The organism is Cytobacillus sp. Bva_UNVM-123 (assembly GCF_046351715.2).
Classification (GTDB): domain Bacteria; phylum Bacillota; class Bacilli; order Bacillales; family Cytobacillaceae; genus Cytobacillus.
This window is the reverse complement of record NZ_CM177772.1, coordinates 3261624-3278509: the sequence shown is the minus strand read 5'-3', so window position 1 is coordinate 3278509 and position 16886 is coordinate 3261624. Positions and strand designations below refer to the sequence as shown.

Below are 16886 nucleotides of genomic sequence, written 5' to 3'. Positions count from 1 at the left end.
TAGTCTGTCAAAACGTTCAGGATGCATGAAACTTCTGAACGTTTTTTCCATGAAAATGAAATTGAGAGGAATGGTTTAAAGGATGAATCTTGACTTTCCTTCCGTTCTCCCTTCCCTGCCATTCATATTAGAAGGAATTAAAATTACACTGAAAATAGTTGGCTTGGCAGCGATATTAGGGTTTATTTTAGGAATAATTTTATCTTTATTTAAAATCAGCTCCATCAAGCCGCTTGGTTGGTTTGCTGATGTTTATACATCTATTTTTCGCGGGACGCCATTAGTTTTGCAGTTGATGATCATTTACTTCGGTTCACCGCAATTATTAGGTTTTCAAATTGATGGCTATGTTGCAGCGGTTTTATCATTTGGTTTAAATTCTGCTGCCTATATTTCGGAAATAATCCGTGCAGGAATTATGGCTGTTGATAAAGGACAGAGTGAGGCGGCAATGGCTCTTGGCGTACCTTATCGGTCAATGATGCTTAATATCATTTTGCCTCAAGCATTAAAAAATATATTACCAGCATTAATGAATGAATTTATTACTTTAACGAAAGAGTCTGCAATTGTAACGACGATTGGCGTTATGGATATTATGCGTAGGGCTTATGTCGTTGGGGCGGATAAATATTTATATTTAGAGCCGTTGTTATTAGCTGGTATTATCTATTATATAATGGTTATCACTTTAACTTTCCTTGGTAAAGCCATTGAATGGAGGATGAGAAGAAGTGATTAAAGTTGAAAATTTGCATAAAAAATTTGGCAAACTTGAAGTCTTAAAAGGAATTTCAACAACAATTAATGACGGTGAGGTCGTTGCCATTATCGGTCCTTCCGGTTCAGGGAAATCTACGTTTCTTCGCTGTATTAATTTGCTTGAACAGCCATCTGGCGGTCAGATTTGGATTGATGATCAAGATATTACAAATAAGAAAACAAACATAATGAAAGTTCGTCAAAATGTAGGGATGGTGTTTCAGCATTTTCACTTATTCCCTCATAAGACGGTTTTGCAAAATTTAACGTATGCACCAATGAAAGTAAAGGGACTTTCCAAGCAGGAAGCAGACAAGATCGGACTAGAGCTGCTCGAAAAAGTCGGATTATCAGCAAAAGCGAATGAATATCCGAATCGGCTTTCAGGTGGACAAAAGCAAAGGGTGGCGATTGCTCGTGCACTTGCAATGCAACCAAATATTATGCTATTTGATGAGCCAACTTCTGCATTGGATCCAGAAATGGTTAAAGAGGTTTTAGATGTGATGAAAACTCTTGCACTTTCAGGAATGACAATGGCAATTGTAACTCATGAAATGGGTTTTGCAAGAGAAGTTGCTGATCGAGTTCTCTTTTTAGATGGCGGTTTACTTGTTGAGGAGGCCGCACCAGCACAATTTTTTACAACTCCTACTTCTGAGCGAGCAAAGGATTTCTTGCAAAAAATGTTATAGAAAGTATATTCTAGTAGAGAGGATGATCGATTTTGGTCGTCTTCTCTTTTTCATATCATTTTAATCTAGAGCAAATAGGGGTTTTAGGATGAAATTTCGCATTGGCTATCGGACGATTAAGACAGCTATTGGTACATCTGCAGCAATTATACTAGCCCAAATTTTAGGGCTTAATAATTTTGCTTCTGCGGGAATATTAACGATTCTTTGCATACAAGTAACAAAAAAGAAGTCAATTCAAACATCTTTAGATCGTTTTTACGCATGTTTACTTGCCATGTTATTTTGTATTGTTTTGTTTCAAGGGATCTCCTTCCATCCAATTATGATTGGGTTGCTTCTTTTATTGTTTATTCCAACTGCCGTTATGTTAAAGGTTAGTGATGGGATTGTTACGAGCAGCGTCATCATTTTACACATATATTCTGCAGGGCAAGTTACAGCTGAACTTCTCCTTAATGAGCTAGGAATCATTTCAATTGGGATAGGAGTAGCGCTTATCGCAAATCTATTTATGCCAAGTCTGGATCAGAAGCTAGAAGGGTATCGACAGCAGATTGAGGATAACTTTAAACTAATCTTCCAGGAAATTATTGTCTATTTACGTACAAATGAAAGCAAGTGGGACGGTTTGGAAATTACGGAAACTGCAAAATTAATTGAAGAAGCAGAATCTCTTGCTTTCCGTGATGTCGAGAATCATTTTCTACGCAGTGAAAATCTTTATTATCAATATTTTAAAATGAGAGAAAAACAGTTTGAAATATTAGAAAGAGTCTTGCCTATAGTTACTTCGATTTCATATACAGTTGAACAGGCTGAAATGATTGCCGATTTTATGGAGGAATTATCAATAAAAATCCATCCAGGCAATACCGCTTATTTATTCCTTGATAAGCTACAAGAAATGAAAGCAGCTTTTAAAAAGATGTCCCTTCCGAAAACAAGGGAAGAATTCGAAGCGAGGGCTGCGCTTGTCCAATTTGTTCAGGAAATGGAGCAATATTTAATCATAAAAAGTACTTTTAAAGGAATAAATAATCAGAGGAAAAAAGATGAGATCGTGGACGTAAGCGAAAATTAAGGGGTAGATTGGGCATCTAACTTCATTCAACAGGAGAATTATACCTGTTGAATGAAGTTGAAATTGAAAAAGTCTTCCTAAATGGAACATGCATGAAATGGACTTGAACGAAAGACGATTAGATAGTATGTTTAAGCTTAATTATAAAAACATCGTTAAGCCTAAAAAAAGTGTTGAAGCAAGCATAGCAATGATCATTAAATAAACAATTATCTTGCGAGTTTTCTTACTATTCAATTAAAATGACCTCCTTGTAAAAACACATTCATTTATCTTCATTTTACTAGGAAAAGAGAAAATGAACAACTGCTCGAATAATTTAAGAATTCATATTATTTATAAGATAGAAAAGTGTATAATTTTTAGTATTAGGAACTTTTTAATAGAATGAAAAAATAGTACTGGAGGATTATACATTGATTAAAAAAATTGATCATATTGGAATTGCTGTTTGTTCTCTAAATGAAGCTTTGCCTTTTTATACTGAAATCCTTCAGTTGCCATTACTTGGGATTGAGGAAGTGACAAGTGAAATGGTAAAGATAGCATTTTTAAAGGCAGGAGAGACAAAGCTGGAACTATTAGAGCCAACAAGTGAAAACAGTCCAATAGCAAAGCATATTGAAAAGCGTGGTGAAGGAATTCATCATATTGCTTTAGGTGTTGATTCAATTCAGGAAAGAATTAATGAAATAAAAGAGAAAGGGATAAGAATGGTTCAGGATATTCCAAAAGATGGAGCGGGAGGAGCATTAGTTGCTTTTATGCATCCAAAATCAACTGGGAGTGTTCTATATGAATTATGTGAAAAGAAAGGACTGAAAGAGCAAAATGTCTGACATTTATGAGAAAATAAATGAATTGTATGATCGACGCCGAGAAATTGAATTGGGTGGAGGTGATGATCGAATTGAAAAGCAGCATGAGAAAGGGAAGCTGACAGCGAGGGAGCGGATTGAATTACTAGTAGACCAAGGGACATTTGTTGAATTAAATCCGTTTATTGAGCACCGCTGTACAGACTTTGGTCTTAATGAGCAAAAAGGACCTGGAGATGGTGTTGTCACTGGCTATGGAAAAGTAAATGGGCGACCAATATTTTTATTTTCGCAAGATTTTACAGTATTTGGTGGAGCCCTTGGCGAAATGCATGCGAAGAAAATTGCAAATGTGATGGATTTAGCAGCTGAAAATGGCGCTCCTTTTGTAGGTTTAAATGATTCAGGCGGTGCGAGAATACAAGAAGGTGTCGTATCTTTAGATGGTTATGGCCATATTTTTTATCGAAATTCAATATACTCTGGAGTCATACCGCAAATTTCAGTTATAATGGGCCCATGTGCAGGAGGAGCTGTATATTCGCCTGCAATTACAGATTTTGTTTTCATGGTGGAGAAAACAAGTCAAATGTTTATTACTGGACCAAAGGTGATTGAAACGGTAACAGGTGAGAAAATTTCATCTGAAGATTTAGGGGGAGCAGAAGTACATAATACAATAAGTGGAAATGCTCATTTTAAAGGTAAGACAGAGGCTGAGGCGATTGAACAAGTTAGACGGCTTCTAAGCTATTTGCCACAAAATAATGAAGAAAAACCACCGAGCGCCGCTCCAAAAGCTGAGAATGATTACCGTCCAGATTTAACAGATGTAATTCCTTTTGATGCAGTACGTCCATATGATGTGCGTAAAGTAATTGAACAAGTAGTTGACGAGGATTCATTTATGGAAGTCCATCAAGATTTTGCAAAAAACATCGTTGTTGGCTTAGCGAGAATAAAAGGTGAAGTTGTCGGCCTCGTCTGTAATCAGCCGAAGTTTATGGCAGGTGGTTTAGATATTGATTCATCTGATAAAGCAGCTAGGTTTATCCGTTTTTGTGACTCATTCAATATTCCGCTCATTACTTTTGAGGATGTCACTGGCTTCTTCCCAGGGGTAAAACAAGAGCATGGAGGCATCATTCGTCATGGAGCGAAGATTTTATATGCGTATTCAGAAGCGACTGTACCGAAACTAACTGTTATTTTACGTAAAGCATTTGGTGGTGCATATGTAGCTCTTAATAGTAAAGCAATCGGAGCAGATCTTGTATTTGCATGGCCAAATGCAGAAGTAGCTGTGATGGGGCCGCAAGGAGCAGCAAATATTATCTTTGCTAGAGAAATTCAAAATAGTGAGGATCCTGAAGCAACGAGGGCACAAAAGATAGAGGAATATCGTGAAAAATTTGCTAACCCATATGTAGCAGCGGCGAGAGGGATGGTTGATGATGTCATTGATCCTCGTGAAACAAGAATAAAACTCATTCAAGCACTTGAAATGCTCAGAAATAAAAAAGAATCGAGACCAAAAAAGAAACACGGAAATATTCCGCTTTAATCTAAAACGTTTGCCGTTTATATGAGCACAACGGTATACTAAAATAGTTATAAATAAAGGCTATTTTCGTAAAGTTTGTTTCTATTCGTGCAACTTTTGTTTAGTTATCTGAGTTGATCGGAGCGGAGGGCACTTGACTCCTGTGGGAACAGAGGGAAGCGTGAGACCCCGCAGGCGCAAGCGCCGAGGAGGCTCACGTCACTCCCCGCGATCGCTGCGTGACCGCAGCGGAAATCAACGGACAAAATTTGAAGGCAAAAACAACAATATATACGAAAAAGAGTCTAAATAATAATATTAATTACTATTCAGGGAGGATTACGAAGAATGATCAATCAAGAACGGTTACTTAATGAGTTTTTAGAGCTTGTACAAATTGATTCAGAAACTAAATATGAAACAGAAATTGCGAAAGTATTAAAGAAAAAATTTTCTGATTTAGGTGTAGACGTATTTGAAGATGATACGACTGCAGAAACTGGTCATGGAGCTGGCAACTTAATTTGCACACTTCAAGGTACGAAAGATGGAGTGGATACGATTTATTTTACTTCCCACATGGATACTGTCGTTCCTGGTAAAGGTATTAAACCTTCAATAAAAGATGGTTATGTGATTACTGATGGTACAACGATATTAGGTGCTGATGATAAAGCAGGATTAGCAGTCATGCTAGAAGTAATAAAAGTATTAAAAGAACAAGGCATCCCACATGGAACGATCCAGTTTATTATTACAGTTGGTGAGGAGTCTGGATTAGTTGGAGCAAAAGCTCTTGATTCTTCATTAGTAACTGCAAAGTTCGGTTATGCGCTTGATAGTGATGGCAAAGTTGGGAATATTATTGTTGCTGCACCTACTCAAGCAAAGGTAAAAGCAACGATATTAGGAAAAACAGCTCATGCTGGTGTGGCCCCAGAAAAAGGTGTGTCTGCAATTACAATTGCTGCTAAAGCTATTTCAAGAATGCCATTAGGAAGAATTGATTCGGAAACAACGGCAAATATCGGACGTTTTGAAGGTGGTACACAAACAAATATCGTATGTGATCGTGTTGATGTTTTAGCTGAAGCTCGTTCATTAATTAATGAAAAAATGGAACAGCAAGTAAGCAAAATGAAGGAAGCGTTCGAAAGTGCAGCTGAAGAAATGGGCGGGAAAGCTGAAGTTGAAGTTCAAGTAATGTATCCTGGATTTAAATTTGGTGAAGGGGATCATGTTGTTGAAGTAGCTAGAAAAGCTGCAGCTAAAATCGGCCGTAGTTGTGAACTTTTACAAAGTGGAGGCGGAAGTGACGCCAATGTCATTGCTGGATTTGGCATTCCAACAGTAAACCTTGCTGTAGGCTATGAAGAAATTCATACGACAAATGAACGTATGCCGATTGAGGAATTAAATAAGCTTGCTGAGATGGTTATTGCTATCATTGAGGAAGTAACAGCTTAAGCACAATTCAAAGGCACTGTGCTCACTCATAAAAAAGCATGAGAGAACCTTCAAACAGGTTCTCTTTTTGAAAACGAAAGATATAGTTGCCTAAAGGTATAGTATGGTATATTGATTATATACAAATAGGGGAATAATTACCCACTTGGATGCAGGAGGGTTAACTTTGGAAGAGATAAATAAAGTTGTCGTTTTTCAAGTTGGAAACGAAGAATATGCAATACCAATCCAATTTGTCATGTCTATTGAAAAAGTTGAAGGAATTACACCGATTCCACACCTACCTAATTATGTGAATGGGATTGTTAAAGTAAGGGAAGAGCTTATCCCAGTGATTGATTTTGAGATGATTCTTTACAATCAAGCGGTTACAGATCGAGAATTGGCGAAAATGATTGTTTTGCAAACAAAGGATCTTTTAATTGGTGTCGTTGTGAATGAAGCGAAAGAAATTATCGATATTCCTGCTGAACATCTTAAACAGCTTGGGTTATTAGCCTATAGCAAGACGACATATTTTTCCGGGATCGCAAATTTGAATTCCCGTGTTATCACAATCATTGACCCTACGATTTTAGTTCAATCACTTGAGGGGATTAGGGAGATTCAAGAATTTATGAAATCACAGAAGGAATCTGTTTAATGTGATTTAGATTTCACCTTGCACAGAGGGTTGAACATTGAACCTCTGTGTTTTTGACTTTATTCACCCAAACAGGTATTCGATAAATTTCTAAGGGTATGCGGCAATTTATTGAATAGACTTGATAAAAATAGTTTGCTTTGGTGAATTTACTTAGAAATTTTTCAAGGATGTGTCGACATGAAACAGATGTATCCGAAAAAGGGAAGAGTCATTTTACATGTTGATATGAATAGTTTTTATGCTTCTGTAGAGATGGCATATGATCCATCATTAAAAGGAAAACCTTTGGCGATTGCTGGTAATCCAGAAGAAAGAAGAGGGATTATCGTAACATGCAGCTATGAAGCGAGGCGGCTCGGTGTGAAAACAACGATGCCATTATGGGAAGCAAAGAAACTTTGTCCTCACCTTATAGTGAGAAAACCGAATTTTGAGCGGTATCGTGCTGCCTCCATTGGCATGTTTGAAATTTTAAATCAATATTCGTCTCTCGTTGAACCCGTATCTATTGATGAAGGCTATGTTGATATTACAGATAGCTATGAATTTGGAAGCCCACTTCAAATTGCTGAAACAATCCAAAAGCAAATTATGCAGCAGCTTGATTTGCCATGCAGTATTGGGATAGCGCCAAATAAATTTTTAGCTAAGATGGCATCTGACATGAAGAAGCCACTCGGAATTACAATTTTGCGGAAAAGAGATGTATCTTCCGTCTTGTGGCCGTTGGAAGTGGAGAAAATGCATGGTGTCGGAAAAAAAACAGGAGAGAAATTACGGGGATTTCAGATAAAAACAATTGGTGATTTAGCTAGAGCAAATGAGATTCAACTTAAAAGAATTCTCGGCATTAATGGTCCGCGATTAAGGGATCGAGCGAATGGACATGATCAAAGAGTCGTTGATCCAGAAGCAGCGACAGAATTTAAAAGCATTGGCAATTCAACCACATTGCCAAGAGATATTGCCAATCAGCAGGAGCTTTTTAAAGTGTTAGAGCATCTTGCTGAAAAAGTAGCGGTAAGGCTTAAAAGAAAAAAAGTGCTCGCCTCTTCCTTAAGTATCATGATTCGATATAAAGATCGAAAAACAATAACAAGAAGCAAAAAGCTAAACAATCCGATTCAGAAGGAGCAAGATATATGGATTGTGGCGAAGCAATTATTAATGAAGCATTGGAACGGAAATGCTATCCGCTTGCTAGGTGTTACCGGAATGGATTTAATAGAAGAGAATGCAGCAGTGAAACAGCTTGATCTTTTTAGCTATGAGCAAGAAGCAAAAAAAGAACCACTTATTCAAGTATTGTCTAATTTACGTGAAAAATATGGTTCGCAAATTATTGACAATGCTGGGGAATTACCCGTAATAAAAAAGCAGCAGCAATCGATAGGGACTGAAACGAGCTTTAATAAAGATTTTCTGCAAGATTTTTCAAATCCACAGCGGCAAAAAGGGAAATAATCGATTTGCTTAATAATTAAATCCTTGTTAAAGTAAAATGGATTTGTCGTAACAAGACATAGGATAGAAGGGAAGTTAACGATGTCAAAATCACAGTTTGGAGTCATTGGTTTAGCAGTTATGGGCAAAAATCTTGCCATGAATATAGAAAGCAGAGGATATTCTGTATCTGTTTTCAACCGTTCTCCCGAAAAAACGACTGAAATGTTGAAGGAAACGACAGGGAAAAATATAACGGGCACATTTTCTCTTGAAGAGTTTGTTGACTCATTAGAAAAACCTCGCAAAATTATGTTAATGGTTAAAGCTGGTCTTCCTACAGATGGAATGATTGAGCAATTAAAGCCACTGCTTGATAAAGGTGATATTTTAATTGATGGTGGAAATACGTTATTTACTGATACGCAACGCCGCAATAAAGAACTTAGTGAATTAGGCTTTCACTTTATTGGCACTGGTGTCTCTGGAGGCGAAGAAGGTGCGCTTAACGGTCCTTCACTTATGCCAGGTGGACAAAAGGAAGCATATGAGCTAATTGCTCCTATATTTGAAGATATTTCTGCAAAAGTGGAAGGTGATCCATGCACAACTTATATCGGTCCTGATGGAGCCGGTCATTATGTGAAGATGGTCCATAATGGGATTGAATATGGAGATATGCAATTAATTGCAGAATCCTATTTTATTCTGAAAAACGTCCTCAACCTTAATACGGATGAGCTTAATGAAGTGTTTGCAGAATGGAATAAGGGAGAGCTTGATAGCTATTTAATTGAAATTACGGCTAATATTTTTACGAAAAAAGATGAGGAAACTGGCAAGCCATTAGTAGATCTTATTCTTGATACAGCAGGACAAAAAGGAACAGGTAAATGGACAAGTCAAAGTGCACTTGATTTAGGTGTACCACTTCCTCTCATTACAGAATCTGTTTTTGCTCGTTTTATCTCAGCCATGAAAGATGAACGTGTGTATGCTAGTCAGCATTTACGTGGACCGGAAAAACAGCCATATAGTGGCGATAAGAAAGCTTTTATCGAATCTGTGCGAAAAGCATTGTATATGAGTAAAATTTGTTCATATGCACAAGGTTTTGCTCAAATGAAAGCGGCATCTGAAGAATATGGTTGGGATTTACGTTATGGTGATATTGCGATGATTTTCAGAGGCGGCTGTATTATAAGAGCACAATTTTTACAAAAGATTAAAGAAGCCTATGACCGTGAAGCTAATTTGAAGAATTTGCTTCTTGATCCTTATTTTAAAGAGATCGTTGAAAATTATCAGCATGCGCTCCGAGAAATGATTAGTATTTCTGTTCAAAACGGTATTCCAGTTCCATGCTTCTCTGCAGCTTTATCTTATTATGATAGTTATCGCACGGCAACATTGCCAGCGAATTTAATCCAGGCGCAGCGAGACTATTTTGGTGCGCACACATATCGTCGAAACGATAAACCTGGTGTATTCCATACAAATTGGATAGAATAATTCCAGCTTTATGAACATTGGTCATTGTAACCGAAAAAACGAGAGCATTCGCTGAAAAAAATTTGGCGAATGCTCTCGTTGTTTTAAAAAGATAAGAAAGAAAATTTTCGAAGTTAGATGAGTGTCTAGCTTGCGCTTTTCCGTTAACAAGTTTCTACGTCTAAATCAGATACCGGCCACCAGAAGAAACCGTCTTTTTCTAATAAAACATCTGCTTCTTTTGGGCCCATTGTTCCCGCTTCATAGTTAGGAAAATTGCTTGCTTGTGAATTCTCCCAAACGTCAGAAATTTTATCTACAAAGCTCCAAGAAAGGGCAACTTCATCCCAATGCGTAAAATTAGTAGCATCCCCAAGTAAGCAATCATGTAATAATTTTTCATAAGCTTCTGGCGTATTAATTCCATCAAATCCTTTATTAGCAAAGCTTAATTTTATTGGTGTAGCCTCCATATTTTGTCCAGCTTTTTTTGCATTTAAGTACAAGGTAACTCCTTCATCTGGTTGGATATGAATGACTAGTAAATTTGGATTTACATTCTGTTCAGATCGATCATACAAGTTCATCGGAATATCTTTAAATTGAACTACAATTTTAGTTGATTTCGTTTCCATTCTTTTCCCTGTTCTAATGTAAATTGGAACACCAGCCCAGCGGAAGTTATCAATCATCAGCTTACCAGCAACGAATGTTTCGGTATTTGATAACTCATCAACCATTTGTTCTGTCCGATAGGCTTGAACGGGTTCTTCATCAATTGAGCCTTTGTCATATTGACCACGCACGAAAAACTCATTTACCATATCTCCCTCTAACGGACGCATGGCTCTTAATACTTTAACCTTTTCTGAACGAATCTCTTCGGTCGTTAATCGAATAGGAGGCTCCATGGCGAGAAGGGCAACCATTTGCAGCATGTGGTTTTGAACCATGTCTCGAAGAGCTCCGCTTTTTTCATAATAACGTCCACGTTCCTCTACTCCGAGAATTTCACTTGATGTGACTTGTATATTTGAAATATAACGATTATTCCAAAGCGATTCAAAAATGGCATTAGCAAACCGAATGACTTCTATGTTTTGGACCATTTCCTTCCCTAAATAATGATCAATCCGGTAGATTTCATCCTCAGAAAAAGCACTGCGAATTTGTTCATTCAGTTGTTTAGCTGATTCTAAATCATGTCCAAAAGGTTTTTCAATGACAAGGCGTTTAAAACCTTCTCCGTCAGTCAGCCCATCTGAATTTAAATGCTCAGCAATAGTACCGAAGAATTCTGGTGCCATCGCTAGGTAGAAAATGCGGTTCCCATCTAAAGAGCATTGCTTATCTAATTTAGCAGCCATTTCCTTCAAGGATAAATATGATCTTGAATCAGTAACATCATGTGAGTGATAGTGAAAATGTGCGGCAAATTGCTCTAGATCCGTACAGCCTTCAATAGCAGACTGTACGGAGTCGATGACTCTTGCTTGGAACTCTTCGTGTGAAAGAGATCTCCTTGCAATCCCGATAACTGCAAAACGCTCTGCAAGCTTATTTTTTTTATATAGTTTATAGAGGGAAGGAAATAATTTTCGTTGCGCCAAATCCCCTGTCGCCCCAAAAATCATAATCAACGCACTCTGTTTTTCAGTATGTACCACGATGAATATACCTCTTTTCACAATAATTCGAATTAAGTTACGTAAAAACTATACCATAATTCAATTAAATTCGCAGGAATTCAATCATTAAAAGTAGTTTTCTCGAAGAGTTTCTTAATATCCAAAGTATTTGGGAAGATGGAAGATTGTAGCGGCTATTTCCCTGTAGTATGATGAAAATATTGAAGAGAAACGGAGGTAATCATGTGGATGTTCTTTTTTTAGGTACAGGAGCTGGTGTGCCTGCAAAGCTTAGAAATGTTACTTCAATTGCTTTAAAGCTGCTTGAAGAACGAGGAGCGGTTTGGCTTTTCGATTGTGGGGAGGCTACACAGCATCAAATTTTATATACTTCGATTAAACCACGTCGAATAGAGAAAATTTTTATTACTCATCTTCATGGTGATCACATTTATGGAATTCCAGGTTTATTATCAAGCCGCTCCTTCCAAGGGGGAGAATCAGATGTAATGGTCTATGGACCAAAAGGCTTGAAAGATTTTGTACATGTATCATTGGCTGTAAGTCAAACAAATCTTAAATATGAATTACAAATTATTGAGATTGAGGAAGGAGTCATTTTTGAAGATGATACATTCATAGTTGAAGCGTATTTGCTGGAACATGGTATTCCTTCATTTGGCTACCGAATTATAGAAAAAGACAGGCCAGGTACGCTCCTCGTAAATAAACTTATCGAAGCAGGAATCAAGCCAGGTCCTCATTATAAAAAAATAAAAAACGGCGAGCCGGTAACACTTGAAGATGGACGTATGATCGAACCAAGTCGTTATGTTGGGCCTGCCCAGAAAGGACGTATCGTAACAATTCTCGGAGACACTCGCAAATGTAAGAACGCAGTAAAGTTAGCGAAAGATGCAGATTTGCTCATACATGAGGCGACTTTTTCAAGTGGGGAAGAAAATCTTGCTTATGAATATTTTCACTCAACAACGACTCAAGCTGCAGAGGTTGCAAAAGCAGCTGGAGTGAAAGAGCTATGTTTAACACATATTAGCTCAAGATATGATCGGACTGATTGGTTGAAGCTTGAAAAGGAAGCACAAATTATTTTTTCGAATACGAATATTGCAGAAGATTTTAAAGAAATTCCTATTCAACATAAATCATATTGACATGCCATGAAGAGCAAACTATAATTCAATATAAATTGTAAATATTATTTTCATAAAGCAATGAAGAGTTATTATTAAGTCTTATTTCCCTGTTAATAGAGAGTCAGTGGTTGCTGTGAACTGATACAAAGATAAGATGAATTTCGGCTTGGAGCTTTTCTTTTCTGCAAGAGATTGGCGGAAAAGACGGTATTTCCGTTATAAATGTTGAGTGGAAAGTCACAACTTTCAAAAAGGGTGGTACCGCGTGAGAGATCACGTCCCTTTTGAAGTTGTGGCTTTTTTTATATATAAATAGGTTAAAGCAAGAAATATATTGCTATAGACAAGGCCGCTAAGAGAATTCAATATACACGTATAGAAATTTGTCAAAATTATTCTACAAAATCTTTGCTTATGGCTTGTTTCTTTTTTAACCCGTTCAAAAATTAGTACATACATCAATAAACGAGGCATATTTGCTCTAATTAATTAGGAGGAAAGTGTTATGCAACAAGGTGAACAATGGTCTTCAAAAATTGGTTTTATTTTGGCATCAGCTGGATCAGCAATTGGTCTTGGTGCAATATGGAAGCTCCCATATGTGACAGGTATGAGTGGGGGTGGAGCATTTATTTTATTATTTTTAATTTTCTCTCTTTTGATTGGTTTTCCACTTTTACTTGGAGAATTTGTCATTGGAAGAAGTACTGGGAAGGAAGCCATATCAGCATATAAAGAAATATCGCCAAACTCGAACTGGCATTGGATTGGCTATCTAGGCGTATTCACTTGTTTTCTATTATTATCTTTTTATAGTGTTATTGGTGGCTGGATTTTTCAATATTTATACTATGGTATTACAGGGTTCACGGGACTTAAGGGTGGGGACTTTGAAGCATTTTTTAATCAAACGGTTTCCAATCCGAATATAGTTATCATTTCTCAAGCTATCTTTCTAATCATAACGATCGTTGTTGTAGCAAGGGGAGTACAAAGTGGAATTGAACAAGTCAGCAAAGTATTAATGCCTGCTTTGTTTTTATTGTTCATCGTATTAATCGCTCGCTCCCTTACTTTAAATCAGGCAATGGAAGGTGTAACCTTCTTTTTAAAGCCTGACTTTTCAAGTTTCACTTCAGAGAGCGTTCTTTATGCCATGGGACAATCATTTTTTTCATTAAGTGTCGGGGTTTCTGTCATGGTTACATATAGCTCCTATTTATCAAAAAAAGAGAGCATAGTACAGCCAGCTATTTCAATTGTTATGATGAATTTATTCATATCAATTTTGGCAGGTTTGGCTATCTTTCCTGCAGTCTTTTCAATGGGCTTTCAACCAACAGCCGGTCCAGGTTTACTTTTTATTGTTTTACCATCAGTTTTTGAGCAAATTATTTTCGGTAAAGTATTTTTACTGCTTTTTTTAGCTTTATTTTTATTTGCTACACTAACATCCGCATTTTCTATGCTCGAAATTGTTGTAGCAGCACTCACAACAAAAAATGTGAAAGGAAGAAGGAAGGTTGCTTGGATTACAGGGGCAGCGATATTTATCGTTGGAATTCCCTCAGCTTTATCTTTTAGTACCTTATCGGACATTTCTATTTTTGGAAAGAGTATTTTCGATAGTGCTGATTTTCTTGTCAGCAATATCCTTATGCCGTGTGGTGCACTTTTAATTTCTATTTTTGTCTCTTTTAAAATGAAGAAAGATATTTTGAAAAGTGAATTAATACAACAATCTAAAGGTTTTCATTGGCTTTTTTCAATTTGGTTTTTTCTTCTTCGTTATATAATTCCCATTGTAATTATTGTCGTATTCATTGATTCATTAAAAGGATTGTAAAAAAAATAGAACAGAGATGAATGGTCAACTTCTTCATCTCTGTTTGATTTAGAAAGTTACAGCCAACCGCGCTCATATTGCTTCGGTGATTCAATATTGACACCAAGTTGCTTAGCAGCAGTTCGAGGCCAATAAGGATCTCTAAGAAGCTCGCGAGCGATAAAGATGAAATCAGAACGACCATTTTGAAGAATTTCTTCAGCTTGTAAACCAGACGTAATAAGTCCAACTGCACCTGTTAAGATTGAGGCTTCCGCTTTGATTTTCTCAGCAAACTTTACTTGATAGCCTGGATACGTATGAATGTTTGCCGGTACAACTGCACCAGAACTGACATCGATTAAGTCAATTCCTTGTTCCTTCATCCATATTCCCATTTCTACGTAATCCTCGACAGTTAAGCCATCCTCATGATAATCGCTTGCCGAAATTCTCACGAAAAGCGGGCCGCTCCAAACTTTTTTAATTTCTTCAATAATTTCTCGTAGAAAACGATAGCGATTTTCTTGGGTACCTCCATACTCATCTGTACGATTATTCGTAAGGGGTGACAAAAACTCGTTAATTAAATAACCGTGAGCACCGTGAATTTCAATGACTTCAAAGCCAGATTTTTTTGCTCGTTCTGCTCCGATCTTAAAGGCGTTAATCGTTTCCTGAATGTCTTCCTTTGTCATTTCTTTCGGGGTTTTCATCTTTTCATTAAAGGGAATTGCAGATGGAGCATAAATTTCTCCTTCAACCGTTGCTTTTCTGCCTGCATGGGCTAGTTGTATGCCAGGCTGTGCTCCATTCTCTTTCATTAAACAAGTCAATTCTTTTAAGCCTTCAATATGTTCATCGCTCCAAATGCCTAAATCCTTTGGTGAAATTCTCCCAGCAGGGGTAACAGCTGTAGCTTCCGTAATAATGAGCCCAACTTGTCCGACAGCCCGACTTGTGTAATGGGTTTTGTGCCAATTTTCGACCTTGCCATCTTCATTTTCACAAGAGTACATACACATTGGAGCCATGACAATTCGGTTTTTAAATGTCGTATTTTTAATCGTAAAAGGGGAAAAAAGCTTCGAATTCATTAATAAGAGCCTCCTATTTAAATTTTTCTTTTAGGCTTTGTTAAAGTTTATTGTTGATATTTCCATCTTGTTGATTGTAGCGGAAGGCATGAGACTCCTGCGGGAGTGCGAGTCAAAGGGAGACCCCCCAGGAGCGACAGCGACGAGGAGACTCCCGGACCGCCCACGGAAAGCGAATGCCTGCAGCGGAAATCAACTGCAATGTTTAACACAGCCTTCATTTAAAAAAATCTCCTCCTTTTAGTATAGCAATTTTAAAAAAAAAATTTAAAACACTAGCTCATGCAATTTTAAATGAGCTTTAAATCAGCATTAAATGATGTACCAAGCCGCTTTGATTGGGCTGCTGCTTCTTTAATACAGTCAATAAATGCGTGTTGAACATTATAGGCTTCTAATATTTTGATGCCAGCCTCAGTTGTCCCCCCAGGGCTTGTCACTTCCTTACGGAGCTGCTGTGGCTCTTTCGTAGATTTTTCGAGCATTTCGGCTGCACCAAGTAATGTTTGGATGATTAATTGTTTTGCCAGGCCTCTTTCAAGTCCAATGTCAGTAGCGCTTTTTTCCATTGCTTCAGCTAGATAATATATATAGGCAGGTCCACTTCCTGATAAGCCAGTGACCGCATCAAGCTGTTTTTCATCGACCATCATTGTGAGCCCAACAGTAGTAAACATTTTATGAGCAAGTAATATTTGTTTTTCAGAAACTTTATGATTAACGGCAAGGGCTGTAGCTGATTTTCCGATGGCTGCTGATGTGTTTGGCATTGCTCGTACAACCGAAAGTGACTTTTCTGCTAGGAGTTCAATTGTTTCGATTGAAACACCAGCTAATACGGAGATGATGAGCATTTCACTCGTTAAAAAATCTTTAATCTGTGTGATTGCGTCTGCCGCATCTTTAGGCTTCATAGCTAAAATAACGATATCTGCCTCTTCAAATAATTCATCAAGTTGATAGGTTATGGTAACTCCATACTTTGATTGAAATGCGGATAATTTCGTTTGGTTTGTTTTATTTGTAACCCAGATGGATTTACAGTCAATCAGCTGTTCTTTAATTATTCCGGATATTAAAGCTTCTGCCATGGAACCTGCCCCGATTACCGCTATTTTTTTCATTGACGATTCCTCCTTCAAGCTAAATAAATGTAAATAAAAAAGTCCTCTCATCCCGTAAAGGACGAAAGGACTATGCTTTTCGTGGTACCACCTTCAATTACCTTTT

The 16886-nt window shown here is 37.3% G+C and carries 15 protein-coding genes and 1 other annotated feature; of the genes, 11 read left to right on the top strand and 4 right to left on the bottom strand.

Annotation, left to right across the window (positions count from 1 at the left end):
* Nucleotides 1-82 precede the first annotated feature (82 nt).
* The 3 genes from KDN24_RS16850 to KDN24_RS16840 all read left to right on the top strand — a co-directional run bounded on the left by KDN24_RS16850 (nucleotide 83) and on the right by KDN24_RS16840 (nucleotide 2541).
* On the top strand, nucleotides 83-742 hold the full coding sequence (locus KDN24_RS16850) for an amino acid ABC transporter permease (protein ID WP_409972393.1): 660 nt from the start codon (nucleotides 83-85) through the stop codon (nucleotides 740-742).
* Nucleotides 735-1457, top strand: coding sequence for an amino acid ABC transporter ATP-binding protein (locus KDN24_RS16845; RefSeq protein ID WP_409972394.1), 723 nt, complete (start codon nucleotides 735-737; stop codon nucleotides 1455-1457). The genes KDN24_RS16850 and KDN24_RS16845 overlap by 8 nt, the downstream gene beginning before the upstream one ends.
* Nucleotides 1458-1545: 88 nt before the next feature.
* Nucleotides 1546-2541 carry an aromatic acid exporter family protein gene (locus tag KDN24_RS16840; protein ID WP_409972395.1) on the top strand — a complete coding sequence of 332 codons (996 nt, stop codon included), beginning with the start codon at nucleotides 1546-1548 and terminating at the stop codon, nucleotides 2539-2541.
* A gap of 141 nt (nucleotides 2542-2682) precedes the next feature.
* On the opposite strand, the gene prli42 is transcribed toward KDN24_RS16840, so the two are convergent.
* Nucleotides 2683-2778, bottom strand: coding sequence for a stressosome-associated protein Prli42 (gene prli42 / locus KDN24_RS16835; RefSeq protein WP_409972396.1), 96 nt, complete (start codon nucleotides 2776-2778; stop codon nucleotides 2683-2685).
* 179 nt (nucleotides 2779-2957) lie between these two features.
* Between prli42 and mce the strand changes: the two genes are divergently transcribed.
* The 6 genes from mce to gnd all read left to right on the top strand — a co-directional run bounded on the left by mce (nucleotide 2958) and on the right by gnd (nucleotide 9970).
* Nucleotides 2958-3380, top strand: a complete 423-nt coding sequence (gene mce / locus KDN24_RS16830; RefSeq protein WP_409972397.1) for a methylmalonyl-CoA epimerase — start codon at nucleotides 2958-2960, stop codon at nucleotides 3378-3380.
* Nucleotides 3373-4923 (top strand): acyl-CoA carboxylase subunit beta, encoded by a 1551-nt coding sequence (locus tag KDN24_RS16825; protein ID WP_409972398.1) that lies wholly within the window; start codon nucleotides 3373-3375, stop codon nucleotides 4921-4923. The genes mce and KDN24_RS16825 overlap by 8 nt, the downstream gene beginning before the upstream one ends.
* Before the next feature lie 327 nt (nucleotides 4924-5250).
* Nucleotides 5251-6369: a tripeptidase T gene (locus KDN24_RS16820; protein WP_409972399.1), complete on the top strand. Its 1119-nt coding sequence runs from the start codon at nucleotides 5251-5253 to the stop codon at nucleotides 6367-6369.
* Between the two features lie 166 nt (nucleotides 6370-6535).
* Nucleotides 6536-7012, top strand: a complete 477-nt coding sequence (locus KDN24_RS16815; RefSeq protein ID WP_409972400.1) for a chemotaxis protein CheW — start codon at nucleotides 6536-6538, stop codon at nucleotides 7010-7012.
* Nucleotides 7013-7192: 180 nt separating this feature from the next.
* Complete coding sequence (locus KDN24_RS16810; protein ID WP_409972401.1) at nucleotides 7193-8479, top strand: DNA polymerase IV; 1287 nt, start codon at nucleotides 7193-7195, stop codon at nucleotides 8477-8479.
* Nucleotides 8480-8560: 81 nt separating this feature from the next.
* Complete coding sequence (gene gnd, locus KDN24_RS16805) at nucleotides 8561-9970, top strand: NADP-dependent phosphogluconate dehydrogenase (protein WP_409972402.1); 1410 nt, start codon at nucleotides 8561-8563, stop codon at nucleotides 9968-9970.
* A gap of 143 nt (nucleotides 9971-10113) precedes the next feature.
* On the opposite strand, the gene zwf is transcribed toward gnd, so the two are convergent.
* On the bottom strand, nucleotides 10114-11583 hold the full coding sequence (zwf, locus tag KDN24_RS16800) for a glucose-6-phosphate dehydrogenase (RefSeq protein ID WP_409972490.1): 1470 nt from the start codon (nucleotides 11581-11583) through the stop codon (nucleotides 10114-10116).
* A 239-nt stretch (nucleotides 11584-11822) separates the two neighbouring features.
* Here zwf and rnz point away from each other — a divergent pair, with 239 nt between their 5' ends.
* Nucleotides 11823-12752: a ribonuclease Z gene (gene rnz / locus KDN24_RS16795; protein ID WP_491348086.1), complete on the top strand. Its 930-nt coding sequence runs from the start codon at nucleotides 11823-11825 to the stop codon at nucleotides 12750-12752.
* A 51-nt stretch (nucleotides 12753-12803) separates the two neighbouring features.
* Nucleotides 12804-13020, top strand: a binding site (T-box leader).
* Between the two features lie 219 nt (nucleotides 13021-13239).
* The gene (locus KDN24_RS16790; protein ID WP_409972404.1) at nucleotides 13240-14580 is read left to right on the top strand and encodes a sodium-dependent transporter; all 1341 of its coding nucleotides are present in this window, start codon (nucleotides 13240-13242) and stop codon (nucleotides 14578-14580) included.
* Nucleotides 14581-14636: 56 nt separating this feature from the next.
* Here the strand turns inward: KDN24_RS16790 and namA are convergent, their stop codons facing one another.
* Both namA and proC read right to left on the bottom strand, forming a co-directional pair.
* Nucleotides 14637-15656 carry an NADPH dehydrogenase NamA gene (gene namA / locus KDN24_RS16785; protein WP_409972405.1) on the bottom strand — a complete coding sequence of 340 codons (1020 nt, stop codon included), beginning with the start codon at nucleotides 15654-15656 and terminating at the stop codon, nucleotides 14637-14639.
* Nucleotides 15657-15946: 290 nt separating this feature from the next.
* Nucleotides 15947-16780 carry a pyrroline-5-carboxylate reductase gene (gene proC / locus KDN24_RS16780; RefSeq protein WP_409972406.1) on the bottom strand — a complete coding sequence of 278 codons (834 nt, stop codon included), beginning with the start codon at nucleotides 16778-16780 and terminating at the stop codon, nucleotides 15947-15949.
* Nucleotides 16781-16886 lie beyond the last annotated feature (106 nt).

Coding starts and splice junctions, on each gene's coding strand:
- KDN24_RS16850 (WP_409972393.1), top strand. CDS start 83: ATGAATCTTGACTTTCCTTCCGTTCTCCCTTCCCTGCCATTCATATTA.
- KDN24_RS16840 (WP_409972395.1), top strand. CDS start 1,546: ATGAAATTTCGCATTGGCTATCGGACGATTAAGACAGCTATTGGTACA.
- KDN24_RS16825 (WP_409972398.1), top strand. CDS start 3,373: ATGTCTGACATTTATGAGAAAATAAATGAATTGTATGATCGACGCCGA.
- KDN24_RS16820 (WP_409972399.1), top strand. CDS start 5,251: ATGATCAATCAAGAACGGTTACTTAATGAGTTTTTAGAGCTTGTACAA.
- KDN24_RS16810 (WP_409972401.1), top strand. CDS start 7,193: ATGAAACAGATGTATCCGAAAAAGGGAAGAGTCATTTTACATGTTGAT.
- gnd (WP_409972402.1), top strand. CDS start 8,561: ATGTCAAAATCACAGTTTGGAGTCATTGGTTTAGCAGTTATGGGCAAA.
- zwf (WP_409972490.1), bottom strand. CDS start 11,583: ATGATTTTTGGGGCGACAGGGGATTTGGCGCAACGAAAATTATTTCCT.
- KDN24_RS16790 (WP_409972404.1), top strand. CDS start 13,240: ATGCAACAAGGTGAACAATGGTCTTCAAAAATTGGTTTTATTTTGGCA.
- namA (WP_409972405.1), bottom strand. CDS start 15,656: ATGAATTCGAAGCTTTTTTCCCCTTTTACGATTAAAAATACGACATTT.
- proC (WP_409972406.1), bottom strand. CDS start 16,780: ATGAAAAAAATAGCGGTAATCGGGGCAGGTTCCATGGCAGAAGCTTTA.